Origin of the sequence: Arthrobacter psychrochitiniphilus (assembly GCF_003185915.1) — a bacterium.
Classification (GTDB): Bacteria; Actinomycetota; Actinomycetes; order Actinomycetales; family Micrococcaceae; genus Specibacter; species Specibacter psychrochitiniphilus.
Genome location: NZ_QHLZ01000015.1, coordinates 29,034 through 46,922, shown reverse-complemented (window position 1 = coordinate 46,922; position 17,889 = coordinate 29,034). Strand labels below are relative to the sequence as shown.

General features: G+C 61.0%; 17 protein-coding genes and 1 tRNA gene. 7 read left to right on the top strand and 11 right to left on the bottom strand.

Annotated features, from left to right (window positions below; translation table 11 throughout):
• Positions 1-98: 98 nt before the first annotated feature.
• From CVS29_RS16765 to orn, 4 genes are all read right to left on the bottom strand, one after another.
• On the bottom strand, positions 99-965 hold the full coding sequence (locus CVS29_RS16765) for an acyltransferase domain-containing protein (RefSeq protein WP_110107597.1): 867 nt from the start codon (positions 963-965) through the stop codon (positions 99-101).
• A gap of 213 nt (positions 966-1,178) precedes the next feature.
• Positions 1,179-1,751, bottom strand: a complete 573-nt coding sequence (def, locus tag CVS29_RS16760; protein ID WP_110107595.1) for a peptide deformylase — start codon at positions 1,749-1,751, stop codon at positions 1,179-1,181.
• 111 nt (positions 1,752-1,862) lie between these two features.
• A tRNA-His gene (locus CVS29_RS16755) sits at positions 1,863-1,938 on the bottom strand.
• Positions 1,939-2,129: 191 nt separating this feature from the next.
• Complete coding sequence (gene orn / locus CVS29_RS16750) at positions 2,130-2,732, bottom strand: oligoribonuclease (RefSeq protein WP_110107593.1); 603 nt, start codon at positions 2,730-2,732, stop codon at positions 2,130-2,132.
• 114 nt (positions 2,733-2,846) lie between these two features.
• On the opposite strand from orn, the gene mptB (CVS29_RS16745) reads away from it, so the two are divergent.
• A complete protein-coding gene (gene mptB, locus CVS29_RS16745; RefSeq protein ID WP_245932308.1) occupies positions 2,847-4,358 on the top strand; it encodes a polyprenol phosphomannose-dependent alpha 1,6 mannosyltransferase MptB in 1,512 nt (503 codons plus the stop codon).
• Positions 4,359-4,380: 22 nt separating this feature from the next.
• Here the strand turns inward: mptB (CVS29_RS16745) and CVS29_RS16740 are convergent, their stop codons facing one another.
• Both CVS29_RS16740 and CVS29_RS16735 read right to left on the bottom strand, forming a co-directional pair.
• A complete protein-coding gene (locus tag CVS29_RS16740; protein WP_110107592.1) occupies positions 4,381-5,634 on the bottom strand; it encodes a glycosyltransferase 87 family protein in 1,254 nt (417 codons plus the stop codon).
• Positions 5,635-5,674: 40 nt separating this feature from the next.
• Complete coding sequence (locus tag CVS29_RS16735) at positions 5,675-7,168, bottom strand: hypothetical protein (protein ID WP_373366692.1); 1,494 nt, start codon at positions 7,166-7,168, stop codon at positions 5,675-5,677.
• 234 nt (positions 7,169-7,402) lie between these two features.
• Between CVS29_RS16735 and mptB (CVS29_RS16730) the strand changes: the two genes are divergently transcribed.
• A complete protein-coding gene (gene mptB / locus CVS29_RS16730) occupies positions 7,403-8,968 on the top strand; it encodes a polyprenol phosphomannose-dependent alpha 1,6 mannosyltransferase MptB (RefSeq protein WP_245932307.1) in 1,566 nt (521 codons plus the stop codon).
• A 15-nt stretch (positions 8,969-8,983) separates the two neighbouring features.
• Here mptB (CVS29_RS16730) and CVS29_RS16725 read toward each other — a convergent pair whose 3' ends face one another.
• On the bottom strand, positions 8,984-9,679 hold the full coding sequence (locus CVS29_RS16725) for a DNA alkylation repair protein (RefSeq protein WP_245932306.1): 696 nt from the start codon (positions 9,677-9,679) through the stop codon (positions 8,984-8,986).
• Between the two features lie 37 nt (positions 9,680-9,716).
• Here CVS29_RS16725 and CVS29_RS16720 point away from each other — a divergent pair, with 37 nt between their 5' ends.
• From CVS29_RS16720 to CVS29_RS16705, 4 genes are all read left to right on the top strand, one after another.
• Positions 9,717-10,547 (top strand): putative protein N(5)-glutamine methyltransferase, encoded by an 831-nt coding sequence (locus CVS29_RS16720; RefSeq protein ID WP_110107625.1) that lies wholly within the window; start codon positions 9,717-9,719, stop codon positions 10,545-10,547.
• 133 nt (positions 10,548-10,680) lie between these two features.
• Positions 10,681-12,048, top strand: coding sequence for a glutamate decarboxylase (gene gad / locus CVS29_RS16715; RefSeq protein ID WP_110107586.1), 1,368 nt, complete (start codon positions 10,681-10,683; stop codon positions 12,046-12,048).
• Between the two features lie 165 nt (positions 12,049-12,213).
• Positions 12,214-13,137: an oxygenase MpaB family protein gene (locus tag CVS29_RS16710; RefSeq protein WP_110107585.1), complete on the top strand. Its 924-nt coding sequence runs from the start codon at positions 12,214-12,216 to the stop codon at positions 13,135-13,137.
• A 61-nt stretch (positions 13,138-13,198) separates the two neighbouring features.
• Positions 13,199-13,660, top strand: a complete 462-nt coding sequence (locus CVS29_RS16705; RefSeq protein WP_110107583.1) for a DUF3817 domain-containing protein — start codon at positions 13,199-13,201, stop codon at positions 13,658-13,660.
• Positions 13,661-13,714: 54 nt separating this feature from the next.
• Here the strand turns inward: CVS29_RS16705 and CVS29_RS16700 are convergent, their stop codons facing one another.
• Positions 13,715-14,428 (bottom strand): hypothetical protein, encoded by a 714-nt coding sequence (locus CVS29_RS16700; protein WP_110107581.1) that lies wholly within the window; start codon positions 14,426-14,428, stop codon positions 13,715-13,717.
• A 211-nt stretch (positions 14,429-14,639) separates the two neighbouring features.
• Here CVS29_RS16700 and CVS29_RS16695 point away from each other — a divergent pair, with 211 nt between their 5' ends.
• A complete protein-coding gene (locus CVS29_RS16695; RefSeq protein WP_110107579.1) occupies positions 14,640-15,425 on the top strand; it encodes an isocitrate lyase/PEP mutase family protein in 786 nt (261 codons plus the stop codon).
• Between the two features lie 310 nt (positions 15,426-15,735).
• On the opposite strand, the gene CVS29_RS16690 is transcribed toward CVS29_RS16695, so the two are convergent.
• The 3 genes from CVS29_RS16690 to CVS29_RS16680 are packed head-to-tail and all read right to left on the bottom strand — an operon-like array spanning position 15,736 to position 17,871.
• Entirely contained in the window at positions 15,736-16,764 is a 1,029-nt protein-coding gene (locus CVS29_RS16690; protein ID WP_110107577.1) for a hypothetical protein, read from the bottom strand.
• A 58-nt stretch (positions 16,765-16,822) separates the two neighbouring features.
• On the bottom strand, positions 16,823-17,176 hold the full coding sequence (locus tag CVS29_RS16685) for a GntR family transcriptional regulator (protein WP_110107575.1): 354 nt from the start codon (positions 17,174-17,176) through the stop codon (positions 16,823-16,825).
• Positions 17,173-17,871: a hypothetical protein gene (locus CVS29_RS16680; protein ID WP_110107574.1), complete on the bottom strand. Its 699-nt coding sequence runs from the start codon at positions 17,869-17,871 to the stop codon at positions 17,173-17,175. The genes CVS29_RS16685 and CVS29_RS16680 overlap by 4 nt, the downstream gene beginning before the upstream one ends.
• Positions 17,872-17,889: the final 18 nt, after the last annotated feature.

Genomic DNA, 17,889 nt, shown 5'->3' with positions numbered 1-17,889 from the left:
GAGACTACTTTCTAGCGGTAAAGACTTAGTTTATGCATGGGCAGGGCGCAACTATCAAGTTTAGCGCAGGGTGCAGGTGGGCGCTTCCGTGTGCTCCATCACTCGCGGCAGGGAAGCGATAGATATCCAAAACCCAGCTGCCAAGTACCTCCGGCATCGATCCGGTTCAAGACGGTCTGTTGCAACGCCGTGGTGCGGGGCAGTGCCCCCAGATTGTCCATGCTGCGGGTGCGGAAGGTGAAGTACACGGCGTCCGTGGGTTCGTTGCGCGGCTCACCATAGGGGGTGAAGAGTCCCGCGAAGGCAGCAATGTTGGACGCCGGGTCCAGATGTGCGCTCAGGTACGGGTCCAGAAGCCATGATTCACAATTGCCGGTGCGTACGGGCTTCTCCGGAAAATACTCGGCAAAGAATGCTGCTGCCAAGGTCAGGCTTTCCTGGACGGCCGCGGTGCCTAGACCGCCGCCTTCGGGAATATGGATGCCCAGAATCCATTCCTCGGCTTCCACGCCTGGGATGCTGGCCACAGGTTGGTGGATCAGGTATTGCAACCGGCCCAGCTGGTAAATGCGGCCGGAGAAAACGTGATTGAGCCACTTGTAAGTATCCATACCGAAGCGGTTGTGGACGCGGCGGTTGATGAGCATATTGCGGCCAAAGTCTGCCAAGGTGGCATTGGAGACTGCCTCGGGGATGTTCTTGGCCCTGTGCCACTGAAGGAGCTCGGGGGAGAAGCGCAGCATGGCGCTGAGCCAGTCGAACTCGGTCACGGGGACTTCGGCGGTGCTAAGGTCCGGGACGGAATCATCGGAACTGCCCAGCCGGGACCTCAGGTGGGCCAAGACTTTTTCAACGGCGGGAGTTGCCGGCCCTTCGAGTAGCGCAATAGATTCCGCACGGTCTTCGGGAGCAATGCCCAGGACGTCCAGGGTCTGTTCAGGGTTCAAGGCGGTGCGAGAGGTCATGGAACCAGTTTAGCGAATCAGTGGCTGCTGGTGATCCGGCGGTTATGCGCCTTGCCACGGTGCTGGCGGTGCGTATGGCGAAAGTGACACAACTTGTCCAACGCCGTGGAGTTCAGCGTGGCACCAGTGCGTCAGTGGCGCCACGTTAGCCCCTGACGGGGCGCATACGGAAAGTCTGTGCGGAGGCAGATGGAATACCAGGCGCCGCAGCGGTCAGTGACCGAAAGGGTCCGGGTCCACGCCGGGCATCCAGGTCAGCCCGGGCACGCCCCAGCCATTGTTCTTGGCCGCACGCTTGGATTTCTTGGAGTAGCGGGCGTTGAGCCGGTCCACGTAAAGTTTTCCATCAAGGTGATCGAACTCGTGCTGCATGCAGCGGGCAAACCAGCCGGTTGCCTCAAAGTCCAGGGCGTTGCCGTCCACGTCGAAGCCACGCACCCGCACCCATTCGGCCCGTTTGAGCGGGAAGTCGATGCCAGGAACTGACAGGCACCCTTCCACCTCGTCATCCACGCTGGGAGGATTGCCGGAAATTTTCCCCACAGTCAGCGTGGGGTTGATGAGCACGCCCCGGGCGGGGACGTCGTCGTCGTTCTCCAGCTGGTAGGTGAAAATACGCAGACCCACCCCAATCTGAGGTGCTGCCAAGCCAACGCCGTGGGCGGCATCCATGGTCTGGTACATATCAGCCACTAGGTCCTTGAGGTCCTGATCGAAGGCAAGAACCTCATCGGCGCGGCGGTGAAGTACTGGCTCACCCAAGATGGTCACGGGACGGATGGTCATGACTGATTCCTTTTCAGGCTCGAAACAATGCCAAGTTTTAGCGCATTCAGGCAATGAAAAACACCCCGATCAATTGACCGGGGTGTTTAGTGATTCGTAATGAACCACACATGGGGTGAGATACGGGGGTTGAACCCGCGACCTCCTGGACCACAACCAGGCGCTCTGCCAACTGAGCTAATCCCACCATGTCCGCCGCTGCGTAGCATGGCATCTTGCGATGTCCTGCGCGCTTTTGGCAACGACAAATAGTCTACCCGAAATAAAAGGGGGTCAAGACCAAAGTGGTCTCTTTTGCCCTATTTGTGATTCAAGTCGCATTATTGCGGCGGTTCAAGTGCGTCAAGTCGCGGAAGTTATCCCGTATTTATCCGGGATTTATCCGGAATATTTGGCCGAAATCTTCTTGGCGGTGGCTGTGTCGGGCCCCGGAGCGGGCACAAAAACGGCCTCCCGGTAGTACTTAAGCTCATTGATGCTGTCAATGATGTCCCCCAGTGCGCGGTGGCCCCCGGTCTTGGCCGGCGACTGGAAGTAGGCGCGCGGGAACCAGCGCCGGGAAAGCTCCTTGATGGTGGAGACATCAATGACCCGGTAGTGCAGGTGATCCACGAGCTCGGGCATGTCACGGGAGAGGAACACCTTGTCGGTGCCAATCGAGTTCCCAGCCAGGGGGGCCTTGTTAGCCACGGGCACATGCTTGCGAATGTAGGCCAGCACCTGCTCCTGGGCGTCCTCGATGGTGGTGCCACCGGCCAGCTCATCCAACAGTTTGGACGTGGTGTGCATGTTGCGCACAAAATCACTCATCTGCGCTAATGCCTCGTCGCTGGGCTTGATCACCACATCAACGCCCTCACCCAGAATGTTCAATTCGGAGTCGGTTACCAGCGCCGCCACCTCAATCAAGGCGTCATTGACGGCATCCAAGCCGGTCATTTCACAGTCAATCCACACAATGCGTTCATTAGTAATAGCCACCGCTCCAATGTACCGTGAACCCTGCGCTCACCGCCGCCTGAGCTAAAATTGGGTCTTCGGGACCGTGGTGCGGTCCTGGGAACCTAAATGGACGACGACGGCCGGAGACTTTCAATGACAGCGTTGGAGCCTGCTGTGCCTCAGCATGGAACGGCCGACCGGCGCCCTTGGATTGCTGTGGTGCAGGGTTTTATTGGCTCAACCATGATCCTTTTTGGCTCCTTTGGCGTGGGCTGGATAGCCAATGGCTCGCCCATGGTCCGCAATCCGATGGTTATTGCACTGCGCACCGAGGGCGCAGGTGTGCTCATTTCAACTACCCTGCTGACCCTTGGCGCAATGCTCCTGCTGCGCTCCTGGCTGAGACTGGGCCAGCATCTCCGCAACTGGGAGGCCGGCTCCTTGGGCACCGTTGTGGCGGCGGTGGCTGCCTGGGGTGCGCCGCTTTTTGGTGCTGTACCCATCTTTTCCCGCGATGTTTACGCCTACGCTGGTCAAGGCCGGCTCATGGCTGAAGGGTTGAACCCTTACACCACGGGAATCTCGGCGTTGAGTAACTGGTTCATGCTTGGCACGGACCCGTCCTGGGCTGAAAACCGAACCCCGTATGGGCCGCTATTCCTCTGGCTGAGCCGCGGTGTTGTTGCCGTGACGGGAGGTCAACCCGATGTTTCGGTGCTGTTTTTCCGGGGCCTTGCGTGCGTTGGTGTGGTGCTTTGCGTGATCTATGTACCCAAGCTGGCAGCCCTGCACGGCGTTGACGGCGCCCGGGCGCTCTGGATTTCCGTGGCAAATCCGCTGTTCCTCATCTCCTTTATTGCTAGCGCCCACAATGATGCGCTCATGCTGGGACTGGCCGTGGCGGGTACGTATTTTGCTGCGACCCGGCGGGGGTTGCTGGGTGTTGTACTGGTCACCGCATCCATCGCCGTCAAACCCATCACCATAGTGCTGCTGCCCTTTATTGGGCTTTTGTGGGCAGGAACGTCAGCTGGCTGGCGCCGGCGGTTCCTGTTCTGGGCGGGCACGGGATCCTTGAGCCTGCTGCTGCTGTGGCTCATGGGAATTGGGCACCAGCTGGGCCTTGGCTGGACGTGGGCGCTTACCGAGACGACTCCTGGCTATACCGGTTATTCACCGTCCGGGTTCGGGGGTCAGATGGCGGAGTTGGCGGCCAACGCCGTGGGCCTGGACGGTTTGGCGGTCAGCGGGGGATTCAGGACCGTGTTGACGGCAGCCAGCATACTGATAGCGGCCTGGTTGGTTTTCTTCGGTGACCGCCGCAAGGGGGTGCGCCGGATGGGGTTGGCGTTTGCCGCGGTGGTGCTTCTGGCCCCTATCATTCAGCCCTGGTACATCCTGTGGTTCTTGCCCTTTTTGGCCGTGACGGGAATGCGCAACAACTGGCAGATCAAGGCCTGCTACGTAGTGGTTGCCTTCTTTGTGGTGTTTGGTGCCCAAGACCAGCTCTTTGTCTGGAACTTTGTGCAACTACCGGTTCAAACCCGGGTGCTCTCAACGGCTGTGACGTTTGCAGGAGTGGTGTATCTGCTGGTGTTGGATGTGCACACCCGCAAGCTTTTATTCAGCAGCGAGAGTGACTTTGCGCCTGTTACGTTGAGGTAGCGGCTCTGCACCGAGGTGGTGCCTACTTCGCAGAGCGAGCGGGGATGGCAGAGCGGCCCAGTTCAACTGTTCGGCGCACAGCCCACACCAGCAGTGTCACAAGGAGCACGTTCCGGGCGGTCAGCACGGCCGCCATGATCGGGTTCGCGTGAATCAGTGGCGTGTAGAACAGCGGATAGACGATGAAGGTCATGAAGGCGATCCCCATGAGCAGAGTTGCCGGTACCTTCCAACGGTTCCAGTCATGAACCAACCCGGCCACCACCACTGGCAGCAGCCAGATGATGAATTGCGGGGAGCCCACCTTGTTGAACACGATGAACGCGGTGACCATCAGCAATGAGCCTTCTAGCAGGAGTTCCTGACGCTCTGCGCCGCGGCGCAGGGCCCACACCATCAGCAGTGCCCCCGCCAATGCGGCAACAATGAGCAGCGGCTGCATCAAGAAGGCTGCCACCTCGGCGCCGGGACCATAAACTTCGGTGGAGTTAATGGCCACGTTGTCTGCAATCTTGGAACCACCTATGTTGAACACGCTGAGCCAGACCCACGGGGTGGAGAAGGTGGCCTCAAGTTGCATGCCACGGTCACCCTGGTTGATGGCAAAATCAAGCAGGTGCGAGCCAGCCCCCGTCAATACCGCAAACGCGGCAACGCCAGCGCTGACCACCACGCCCGTGAGAAACACGTGGAAACGCCGCGCGCTGGCAATGAGCAGGGGAGCAATAACAGCGGCCGGCCAGACCTTGATCCACGTAGCCAAAGAGAGCAGCAGTCCCGCCACCACAGGGCGTTCGGAAGCGTAGAGCAGAGCCACCAATACGAATGAGGTGGTGATCCCTTCCACCCGGGCAAAGCTGAGGAAACCCATGAAAATGGTGAAAAAAAGCCAGAACCAGGCCGGGGCAATACCCGTCTGGGACCGTGTGCCGCGCACCAGGAACGCCATGCCCACAGCATTCAAGGCCGTGATGATCAATGTCCAGCCCAGCAAATACAGGGATGGTCCAAACATATTGGCAGCGAAAATGGGCAGCTGTGCCAGCAAGGGGTAGACCCACGGGCTGATCGCATCGCCTAGAACTGCTGGGTTGTAGCCTAGTTGCGCCCATTGCCGGTATTGCTCGGTGTCACTGAAAGTCTCGCCGTGGATGATGAAGCTCATCATCCACGCCAGGAAAAAGCCGTGGACTGCGGCGAATCCCCACCACACGCTGGCAGGGGTCCGGAACCAGGCAATAGCCGAAGGAGACAGGAGGCGGCCGCGCACTGCCACCGCCCGTTCCAGAACTGTGTCAAACAAGGGAGCTGAAATCTTAGGACTCCTCGGTCACAGCGGCATGGCCCGTGTGTGCGGCGCTATCCGGAGCAGCGCCACTATCCACGGCCGCGGCGGTGTCCGGGCCAGCCAGTGCGGTAGCTTCGGTGGCGGCGGGGGAGGTGACGGCGTCGTGCCTGGGAATAGCCTGGGGATTGCGGCCCATGATGACCAACTGACGTACGCTCCACACAAACAGGATCACCAAGAGGGCATTGCGGGCCGTTAGGACACCTGCCATGAGGGGGTTGTTGTGGGAGAGGGCGTCGTAGAAGAGGGGGTAGACCAGGAACGTCAGGACGGCCACGCCAATGAGCATGGTGGCGGGGACTCGCCACGCCTTCCACTGATGGGCCAAACCGACGGCAACTGCCGGGGCAAGCCAGACCATGAACTGGGGGGAGCCCACCTTGTTGAAGACCACGAAGGCGGTGACCAGGGCGAGTGAGCCAAAGAGCAGCAGCGCCGTCCTGTCGGCACCGCCATTGCGCTTGCCCGTGTGAAGCGCCCAGAAAATGAGCGCCGCTACCAACAGTGCGGCGGCGATGAGTAGGGGTTGCATCAAAAAGCTCATGAATTCCGAGCCCGGACCGTCCACCTGCATGGAGTTGATATCCCGGTTCATGTACATGCGCGCCCCGCCAATGCCCAGCACGCTCATCCACAGCCACGGGGTGGTGAAGGTGGCCTCAAGCTGCATGCCGCGATCGCCCTGTTCCAGGAGGAAGTTCAGCAGCAGCGGCAGGGCGTTCATGCTCAACGCCAGAGCCACCACGAACGCCGTCACCAGCACACCGGCCAGAACCACCTGCACCCGCTTTTTCACCACGGTGAAGAGCGCCAGCACCACGGCAGCCGGCCACACCTTGGTCCAGGTGGCCACGCTCAGGATGAACGAGGTCAGGAACGGGCTGGCCACGCCCAGAGACAGTGCGATCAAAACCACGGGTGCGGTGAGCCCGTCAACGCGGGCAAAGCCCAGCCAGGCCAGCAAGGTGGTGAAGGTGATCCACCACAGTGCCGCCGGAATAGCCTTGGTGTTGCGGCCCCAGCTGGTGAGTTTGCCCACGGCCAAGGTGTTCAATCCGGCAATCATCAAAACCCACAGGAACAAGAATGGTGCCGGGCCAAAAATGTAGGCCACAGACATGGGAACCAGCGCCAGAATCGGATACACCCAGGGGCTGGGGCCCAGCACGCGGTCGCCGTTGAAGTCCACTGAAGCCCAGATGCGGTAAATGAACGTGTCGCTAAAAGCCTCCCCACGGAGCGAGAGCACGCCCGCCAAGACAAGGAAAACAAGGTGCACGCCAGCGAAGACCAGCCACATACCGCGAGGGGTTTTTAGCCAGTTCTGGGTCTTCGCGGGCAGCAACGCATCCCGGGTTCGGCTGAGAGCGGCAAAGAATTTATCCGTGGAGATGGTCCGGTCCTTCTCGAGAGTGGGGTGGTCCGGGCCGGGCCCGGGCCAGAGCAGCTGCAGCAAGATCACACCAATTCGATGGCGTTGCTCCTGCCGACTGCCCAGATGAAGTGGGTAGAATGCCAAGAACGGGGTCCGCAGCTGCTTATATGTTAGCGCAGCGCCACCAAATTGCCCGGGCTGGTCAGAGCGAGATCATGCCAGCCGCAGCCGCCACCACCGGCGGAAACGATCAGGAGTTAGTTGTTGACCAGCACGCACAGCGCCCGGCCGGAGGTGTCAAACAAGGTGTCAAGCAAATCCTTGAGGAAGCTTCCGTTCCGCACGGGAACAGCCGATTCGGCTCTCTGGCAAGGTTTCGCAGGATCCGTGATGCTGCTACTGGGCTCCTTCGGGGTGGGGTGGCTGGCCAGCAGTTCGGTGTTGATCCGGAATCCGTTGTTCATTCTGGCCAGAACCACGCCTGTGGCTGTTATCACCGCAACCGTGCTGCTGTGTGTTGGTGCGGTATTGATGTTGCGGGCCTGGTTGCGGCTGCGTCAACATTTGGCCGGTTGGGATGCCAGCAGCCGCCCTATCCTCATCAAGGCTTTGATCCTGTGGGTTGCGCCCATGATGCTGGCGCTGCCCTTGTTCAGCCGAGATTCCTACGCCTACATTGGGCAGGGCCGGCTCATGCTGGAGGGGTTGAACCCTTACACGGACGGCATCTCCTCACTCAATAACTACTACTTGCTGGGCCCGGACACGCTCTGGACCGAAGCGCCCACACCCTATGGCCCGCTGTGGTTATGGCTGGAACAAATTGCCGTGCTGCTGCCTTCACACAGCCCCGAAATTGCTCTCATCCCGTTCCGGCTCGCCTGCCTGGCCGGGGTTATTCTCTTGGCCATCTACGTGCCCAAGCTTGCCGCCCGCCACGGATTCAACCCACAGCGGGCCCTGTGGCTGGTGGTGCTGAACCCTGTTGTTCTGATCAATTTCATTGCCAGCGTCCACAATGATGCACTCATGCTGGGGCTGGTGGTGGCGGGTATTTATTACGCCTCGGCGAAACGTCCGGTACTGGGCATCTTGCTGGTCACGGCCTCGATTGCGATTAAACCCATCACCTTGATTGCCCTGCCGTTTGTGGGCTTGTTGTGGGCCGGCTCGCAAGCCGGCTGGGTGCGCAAGTTTGGTCTGTGGGCAGCCACCCTTGGCATCTCCACCGCCATCATGGCCTTCATGGGTGCCATCAACGGGCTTGGTTTCGGCTGGCTCGCGGCACTGCAGACGCCCGGCACGGTCTGGATTTGGTATGCCCCCGTGGGGTTGTTCTCCAACGTGGTGGGCTTTGTGGTGGGATTCTTTGGCAGTGCCGGCCCTGCTGTCACCGATGTCATTCAAAACATGGGACAGATCGCCTCGATTCTGCTCGTCATGGCGTTGGCATTCCTGCCGGTCAAGGCCGCAGCGGCACCTTTTACTGAAAAGTTCGACGCCGGCACCCCCGTCCTGGAGGAATCGCAGCGTTACAGCCAAGCAGTTCTGCGACGCATGGCGTGGGCCTTCGCCGCCGTGGTTCTCATGGCTCCCATGATTCAGCCCTGGTACATGCTCTGGTTGTTGGCGTTCTTCGCCGTGACGGGGATTGCCGAAGGGTGGCAGTTGCGCACGGCGCTGTACCTCACGGCGTTCTTCACCATGATCGCCCTGACGGACCAGCTCAGCGTCTTCCCGTGGATTCCGGTGGTGCTGATCCGTGCCGTGGCCATTGTGGTGGGCTTGGCGGGCGTGCTCTACATCATGTTCTGGGACAAGAAGACGCGGGGGCTCTTTGTGCCCAGGCGCGGACTCGTCAGGGCCGGGGAAGCTCCCCAGAACTAGCCAGTGTTCCCACCCTTAGCCAAGGTGTTTGAGGGCCTCACGGCGGGAGAGCGGGCTAAGGTTTTCATGCGCCGCCACGTAGCCGCGCACCCAGTCCGGGTCGCTCCGTGCGTACTGGCGCAGCGCCCAGCCTATGGCTTTGCGGATGAAAAAATCCTTATCCGCAGTATTGACAGCGATGACGTCGCTGAGCAATTGCGTGTCCGTGGCGTTCTTTGCCGGAAGTTGGGAAATGATGGCGGCCCGGCGGAACCACAAGTTATTGTGCTGGCTCCACTGGCGCAGGAGCGGTTCCATGAGTGTGCGGTCCTTTTGCAAAAGCTCGCAGATGCGCGGGGCCACGGCGTCCACGAAATCCCACCATTGCCCCGTTTCAATGACCAGCGTGTAGAACGGCAGCAAGGCTTGTTCACCGCGGCCCAGCCGGGAGTCGGTGAGCATGATGGCGGCGTAGCGTTCTTCCCGATGTGCGGCGTCATTCCAAAGCGTCATGCAGGTGCCTGCCAGCTCGGCGAGACTGTTGAAGGGATGTGTTTTGGCCAGTTCCCGCACGCTCTGGCGAACCATGGGGGAGGGCACCCCCTTGAAGGGCATCGAAGATTTCATGTAAGCGGCCATGCCCTCAGCCTTCCCCGGGATGGCGGCTAGATCCAGCGCCGGGCGCAGGGCAGCAAGAAAGCCCTCATTGGGTGGCATTGCTGAATTTCTCATGCCCATAGCGTAGTGGCAGGACTATCATGTGGTTGGTATGGGGCAAAGCACACGGCTGAAGAGGGCGGAGATTGTTGCTGCGCTGTGCGCCGCCGGATGTGTCTACGCTGAAGAAGAAGCCGCCATCTTGGATGTGAGTGCTGCCACGGCCCAGGAACTTGCCCACATGCTTGCCCGCAGGGTGGAGGGCTATCCCTTGGAACACATTGTGGGCTGGGCCCTGTTTTGCGGGCTGCACATTGCGGTGGACCCGGGGGTATTCGTCCCTCGGCGGCGCAGCGAGTATTTGGTGGAACGAGCCTTGGCGGTACTCGGTTCGCACAGCGGGGGAGGGACTCTGCCACGCATCCTTGACCTGTGCTGCGGAAGCGGCGCAGTGGGAACCGCAATCGCCACGGCTCTGGTGTTCGACGCCGGTGCCGCTCGCGTCATGGCTTGTGAGGTGCACGCGGCGGATGTAGACCGGGCCGCCGTGGTGTGTGCCACCAAAAACCTGGCACCATTTGGTTCTCACGTTTATTGGGGGGACTTATTTGCCCCCATTCCGGCCCTGTTGCGCACAAGATTCGATCTCATTGTGGCCAACGCCCCTTACGTTCCATCGGCTGCCATTGCGTTCATGCCGCCTGAAGCCCGGATCCATGAGCCGGACGCAGCCCTGAACGGAGGCCGCGACGGGTTGGAACTGCACCGGCGCATTGCTGCAACAGCCCCGGACTGGTTGCGGCCAGGAGGATCCCTGCTCCTTGAAAGCAGTCTCAGGCAGGCGCCCGTCAGCGCAGCGATTCTGGCGGCACACGGATTCAGCACCAGCATTTTTAGCAGTGCCGAACTTGCCGGCACCGTGGTGATCGGTACTCTGCCTTGATGCTCCGGATGTTGATGCTCCGGATGTTGATGCTCCGGACGCTGAGCCGCCACGTGGCGAGCCTCTTCATTTTGGCTGCGGAACTGGCTAGCCTCGGTGTATCCGTACCATCCGCGGTTTAGCAGGGAGCAGCATGAGTTTGCACAGGCACCACAGTAATCGCGATGCAACAATCCAGGACGCAGCCTTCGATGGGGGTCTTGGCTCTATTCCCCGTCACAAACTGCCGCAGCGTACCTCCGATGCCCATGCGGCCCTGGAATTTGTGCGCGATGAGCTCATGCTCGACGGCAATGCGCGGCAGAACCTGGCCACCTTTGTCACCACGTGGATGGAGCCACAGGCTGTGGAGCTGATCCAGGAGTCGCTGGAGAAGAACATCATCGACAAGGATGAATACCCGCAATCGGCCGAGATTGAGCGGCGCTGCGTGAATATTCTGGCGAACCTGTGGCACGCCCCTGAGCCCACTGGGGGAGCCGACGCCGTGGGTTGTTCCACCACGGGTTCTTCCGAGGCTGCAATGCTGGCCGGGATGGCGTTGAAGTGGCGCTGGCGTGCACGCCGGGCGGCTGCCGGGCTGGATGCCACCAAACCCAATCTGGTCATGGGCGCCAATGTGCAGGTGTGTTGGGAAAAGTTTGCACGCTACTGGGATGTTGAGGCACGGCTTATCCCGCTCGACGGGGCAACTCACCTCACCCCGGCGCAGGCCGCTGCGGCGTGTGATGAGAACACCATTGGGGTGGTGGCCGTGCTGGGCTCAACATTTGATGGTTCCTATGAACCCGTGGCGCAGATCGCGGCAGCGCTTGATGCGCTCGCGGCCAGCACCGGTCTGGATGTGCCACTGCATGTGGATGCAGCCTCTGGCGGGTTCATTGCCCCCTTCCTTGACCAAGACTTGTTATGGGACTTCCGCCTCGATCGGGTGAAGTCCATCAACTCTTCAGGCCACAAATACGGGCTCGTGTATCCGGGTGTGGGCTGGGTGCTGTGGCGCAGCGCGGAGGACCTGCCGGAGGACTTGATCTTCAGCGTGGACTATCTGGGCGGCTCCATGCCCACCTTCGCCCTGAACTTCTCCCGCCCGGCGGCCCAGGTGATTGCCCAGTACTACACCCTGGTCAGATACGGGTTTGAGGGGTACCGCAGCATCCAGCAGCGCTCGCGGGACATTGCCGGAGCCATCGCCAAGGGCGTCGCCGATCTTGGCCTGTTCACTTTGCTCAGCCGGGGAGAGGAGTTGCCGGTGCTTGCCTTTAGTGTGAGCGCCCCGAATGGCTGGAGCGTCTATGACCTCTCACACGAGCTGCGCAGCTTTGGTTGGATTGTGCCCGCCTACCCCATGCCCGAGGGCATGGCTGAGATAGACGTGCTGCGTGTGGTGGTGCGTAATGGCTTCACTTTTGATCTGGCAGGGATGTTCTTGGCGGACCTTGGGAAGTCAGTGGAAAGGCTCAACGGTAAGGTGCCAGACAAGGTGGCTTTCCACCACTGAGCTGGACCGGTATAGCTGTTGTGGGCCCTCTTAATGTCTGGGAGTCAGTCCCCAGGTAAGTGTGGTGGGCGCTAGACGACCCGGACGCTGTTGGGGAGCCTCAGGTGCGACGCTGTTGGGGAGCCTCAGGTGCGGTCCGCACAGAAAAGGACCAGACTAAGGGTTATGGAGAATATTGTGCAACGCTGGCGCAGGGAGTTGCGCGGCACTTTCAGTAACAACTCGGCCACCATCCCCCAGTGGGAACTTGACTTGGAAAAGGGTGAAGACGGCGGCTACTTTGGGCCGGACTCGGCCGCATGGGCAGTACACGGGTCAATGACAACCCTGGTTGCCGGCATCCAGTCGCTACTGATTCAGGCCCTGCACCCGGGTGCGCTGGCCGGCGTCCACGATCACTCCAGCTACCGCAGCGATCCGCTGGGAAGACTGGCAGGGACCATCCAATGGATCTTTACCATCAGTTATGGTGACACGCAGGCTGCCCGAACGGCCTCCAACAAGGTGCTGCGTATCCATGAGTACATCACCGGCAGCTACACCGCCAACAACGGAGAGGTGCGCCCCTATACGGCGAACGACCCCGATCTGTTGCGCTGGGTACATTTGGCCTTCACCCAGGCATTTTTGGCAACCCATGAAGCGTATGGGGCCCCCATTGCAGCAGGCGCGGATGCTTATGTGGCTGACTGGGCTGTGGCAGGGACCCTCATGAGGGTGGCAAACCCGCCCACCACCGTGGCCGAACTGCAGGCGCAGCTGGCCGCGTTCAGCCCCGAGCTGCGCTACGACGAGCGTGTTGAAGAAATTGTTGCCTTCATCAAGAACCCGCCTCTGCCGCGCTCGCAGCAGGCGGGGTACAAAGTTCTTTTCGCCGCCGCGGTGGCCTCCTTACCGCCGGCCTACCAGGAGATGCTCAAGCTGCGTGCGCCGGCACTTGGCCCGCTCCCGTTACCGGTGACGGTACCCACCAAAGCCGTGCTCGCCGTCGTGGGGTGGAGTTTGGGTTCAACCGCGCCCAGCGAAGCCTCGGCGCGGGCCCGCAGGAAACGGCTGGGTGTGCAGGATCCTCCCAGAAATCACCGCTAGTCTGGTCATGGCATTTTGCCGACACTCTGTCACCCACTATTCCTAGGACTGTATTCAGCCCATGTCGCCACGCACTTTCTACCGCACCCTTGCCATTGCCGAGGCCATCACCTGGACGCTGCTAATTGCCGCCATGATCATGAAATACGTGTTCAAAGTGGGCGATTGGCCCGTCAAAGTGGGCGGTTTTGCGCACGGGCTGGTGTTCATCGCCTATGTCACCACGGCGGTTTTGGTGGGCTTGAACCAGCGCTGGCCGGTGCGGCTCATCGTGGGCGCGGCAGCCACGGCCGTGATCCCGTACCTGACCATCCCCTTTGATAGGTGGCTGGAGAAGAAGAACAGGCTCGACGGCGAATGGCGCACGCAAGCCACGGCGCACCCGCACGACGGGCATTGGGTTCAGGTGGTGCTGCGCTGGATGCTCAACCGCCCGGTGCTGTTGAGCGTGGTGTTTGTGGTTTTTGTTGGCGGCATCATGTCCACCATGATGTTCGTTGGTCCTCCCGGCGGCCGCGCCTAAGCTGATCCGGGCGCTTATTTAGCCGTCCCGCCGGTTGTTCGCCTGCCCTCAGGTTCAATCGTCCTCAGGGTAAACAGCGTCGCTGAGCCGGACTGAGAAGATATCCAAATCCGGGTGGGCGAAGAGATCCTTCAGGCACGGCCCACTGACGCCCAGTAAAACGCTGCGGGCGTAAATGTCCTGCCCCATGCACCAGGCCCTGTCCTGCGGCCACCAATACAGTGGGCGCCGGCCCCCGTGTGCGCCGCTGGGGTGTTCCATGCCGGAGTTGACGGGAGTGCCGGAGTTGCCCGTGGGCTGTGCGCCGTCGCTGAGCGGGCCGGCTAGGATTTTCATCTCCCGATCCGGGGGAAATGTCACCACGCCGTTGTTGCCCGTAACCGGCGCATAGCCGTCCCACTGGGCAAAGAAGCACTCCTCCGGTGTCCTGGTATGTTGTTCCAACACTTCAGCGAGGGCACGGGCTCTCACCTGGTCCAGATCGCCCATGGCGGGAGATGTCCACTCCCGGGGGAGGGCGCCGTCGGCAGCAAGAACAGTCTCGTGCCACTGCATCCACGGGTAGACGGGCGCACCCACGCTCGCTGCCGCCTCGCTCCACGCCAGCCGCCGTGGCTCTGAGCCGAAGCCTTCAACGCCCACAGGGTTCAGAATCCGGGCATAAAACGGGTACCCGGCAGGGACGAATCCGGCAACGGTGTGGCCCTCTGGATCCAGCGCGTCGCGGAGCCAAAATCCAGGTGTTGCATCCGGGGTGGGCGTTGCCATGAGAGTCCTCTCGCAGTGTTTGCCCCAGCCTAGCGGGAGCCGCAACAGCGTAGTGGCACCCGCAACGCCTCGCTCGGAAAAAGGAGGCAGGACCTTCATCAGATTCCGGTTGACGCAACTATTAAGCGGATTCCCCTGTGCCCGCTTCAGTGTGCCTTTGTAGACTGGAGGAACACTGTCCAATTTGTTGGGCGCGGGATGGGAGTCAACGGTGGCCACTTTTCTAGAGCTGCACCACACGGGGGTGCCACTGCTGCTGCCCAACGCGTGGGACGTTGGCTCTGCACTGGCCTTTGCGGCGGCAGGTTTCCTCGCCGTGGGAACCACCAGCTTTGGTATCGCGGCAAGCGCTGGCATGCCCGACGGCGGCCGGGCCAGCAAGGCGGCAACCGCAGCACTCGCCTCGCAGCTGTGCCGCCTGCCAGTGCACATCACGGCGGACATTGAAGACGGCTACTGCGACGATCCCCCCGAGGTTGCACAGTTTGTGGCTCTGCTGGTGGCGGAGGGAGTTGCTGGCATCAATATTGAGGACAGCCGGGACGGGCGCCTGGTAGATCCAGCCTTAGCAGCCTCTAAGATTTCTGCCATTAAGGAAAGCAGCCCGGCCGTATTTATCAATGCCCGGGTGGACAACATCTGGTTTGGAGAGGAAGCCACCATGGATGCTGTTCTACGCCGTGCCCGCAGCTACGCAGAGGCCGGGGCGGACGGCATTTTTGTCCCCGGGCTTGTGGTCCCGGAAGATATCCGGAGCGTCACTGCCGGGATTGAACTGCCTGTGAACGTGCTGGCACATCCCTCGCTGAGCGTTGCAGAGCTGGGCGAACTGGGGGTCCGGCGGGTGAGCTCCGGCTCCCTGCCATACCGGGCAGCCGTGGACGCGGCGGTCAACGTTCTCAACGCCCTGCGCGAGGGGAAACCAGTTCCGCCGGCCACACCCTACGGGGAAATGCAGGAGCGTCTCCAGGCATTCAGCCGAGGCGATGAAGGCTGAAACGGACCAGAACAGCACGTTTCAACAAGCGTGCCGTCCCGGTCACTGCCAACGGCAGTTCCGGTGAAACGGCCTCGGATTTCCGCTATGAAAGTAAGCACCAGATTCCCCAAATCGGTGCAGGGAATTTATCTGATCCCCACACCGAGGACGGACCCTCCCCGCAGGGAAGGCAAAGAGAAACATAGATCTGCGCGGATTGAACGAGCTTGATATGTCCCACAGGAACCACTTTCAGTTCAGTATTCTCCGGGTATTCAGAGCTGCGGCAGAGTTGCCCACCACCTCACTCACACCCACATGGTGCCGTTTAGTCTTCGTCAGCAGCGTACGGGTTCACCGCGCGGCCGTTGAAGGGGGTGAACCACGCGGACAGGTTCAGATCTGCTATTCCAAGCGATTCGTTTAGGGGGCTGGAGCTGATGCCGTCCATGGCCGGATCGTACAGTAGCTCGTGGTCCAGATCCTCATAGAGGGTGTCCTCCGCCATGCCGCGCCAATCCTGGGCCAGTGCCATGTTTGGCAGCATGGATTCAAGTGCCTCTACCTGATCGAGAACTAGTTTCAACGCCAATTCCTGTGCCACGCAGGACGGTGCCGCAAACTCTGTTGCCAGGGCCGAGCCTAGATCAATGGCAACGGTCAGGAACTGCTGGGCAAAAAGCGGTCCATAGCTGGCAGCGTGCAGGGGAGGGAGGTTGGCGATTTGCTGGGTCTCGGCTGCACTTTCGGTGCTCTCGCGCAGAAGTGAGAGGTCCTCAAAGAGCTCATCGATCAAGCTCACATAGGCCCAATTGATGGCGCCGCGCAACATGGTGGCTTCGCGAAGCTGGCTGCCACGCCTGTCCGGGTTGCTCTCTTCCGGGTCATAGCCCAGGCGCACCAGATCGAGTCCGGGCAGCTTGGCTCCATCGCTGAAAATCTTCTCCAGCCACTCATCTTCGCTGTCTTCATCCTCTTCGCCGTCTTCGCTCTCGAGGGCTCCGCTCCCGTGCGCGTGGGGCGTGCTGAGTGTGAAGTCGTCCTCGTCAGCCAATGTGCTATCTGTGCCCGCTGCGTCCTCGTCCTCTTCGCTCTCGTCCTCGGTTCCTTGCACCCACATGGTTGCGCCAAGGGCCTGAACACCAGGAATGCCGGCCACCACCTCAGAGGGCTCCACCAGCATCATGAGGGCCGATTCGGCACCCTCACCAACCTGCTCCACCATCCCGGCCAGGGTCTGCGCATTCTCTCCGGCGTTATCCCGAGCCCAGGCAAGGGCGTGAGCCTGTACCGCGCCGGGATTGGTGAATTCAAGGTCAAGTTCAAGGTGCAGCCGTGCTGTGTGAGAGGTTTCCATGCACGAAATCCTATCTCGGCACGGAGACCTGCCCGTCCGTGGTGGGAGGGCCTGAACGTTATTCGTTCCAGACGGCGTGCAAGACCCGGACGGCGTCGTCAAGGCTCACGCCGGCGTGCTTGCCGGCCTGGGCCAGTTCAATGGCTGCCTTGAGGACATCCCGGGGTGTGGCACAAGCCTGGGCGCTGACTCGGGTGCCACTGCCGATCCGGGTGAGTAGAAAGCCTTCAGCCTCGAGAGACCTATAGGCTTTTGCTACCGTTCCGGGGGCCACGCCAAGGTCACCGGCCAGTTGGCGCACCGAGGGGAGCCGCTGATCGGCTGCAAGGAGGCCTGTAGTGATGAGTCCGCGAATCTGGTCCCCGATCTGCTTGACCAGCGGAGCTCCGGACTCGGTGAGTGTGATGATCATGCCGGCACTGACGGAATCAGCTGACGCGTACGGGCCGGCAGGGTCCGTAAAAGAACGGAAAACCACAGGGCCAGGCCGAGAATGAGCGTCAGGAGGGCAGCCAAGGAGAGGGCGGGGCCCAGCGCGGCGAAGGACGTGCCCTGATCCACCCAGCCGGCCGCTCCTGCAGTGAAGCCGGAGCGCAGAGAAGACGTGCTGGCCAATGATTTCAGGATGGCGCTGAGGTGGAGCAGGAGCCCACCAGTGGTTGCAGCCAAAATGTTGCGAACACGTGCTGCACTCAGTGCGGTATCTGCGCCACCATCAAGGGCAAGTGCCGGGCGGGATATGACAGAGAGGCCCACAAACGTCAACGCGAGGAGTAAAAGGATCAAAATGTAGCAACGGGCAGAGAACCACCAGCCGTAGATGGTGGTGCTGGCGCTGCTGGTAGTTGACGTCTGGACAAGGAAGTTCAGGTATCTTCCCGCCTCATCCGGGCTTGACGCCAGACCTGAGAGGATCGAGACAAGGGCAACACTAAGAAGAGCGCCGGCGGCAAAGCCCACCCATCCTCGGGATGCGAAGGTCACAAGCGAGCGTGGAGCTAGAGCTGCGGTTCCGCCTGGCCCCGGTGACGGCGCCGGCAGGATCAGGAACACTAGCGCCACAATGCTCAGCGCTAGGGGTAGGCCGTACCGGATCAGCTGAATCACCAAGAAGCTATTGCTGTC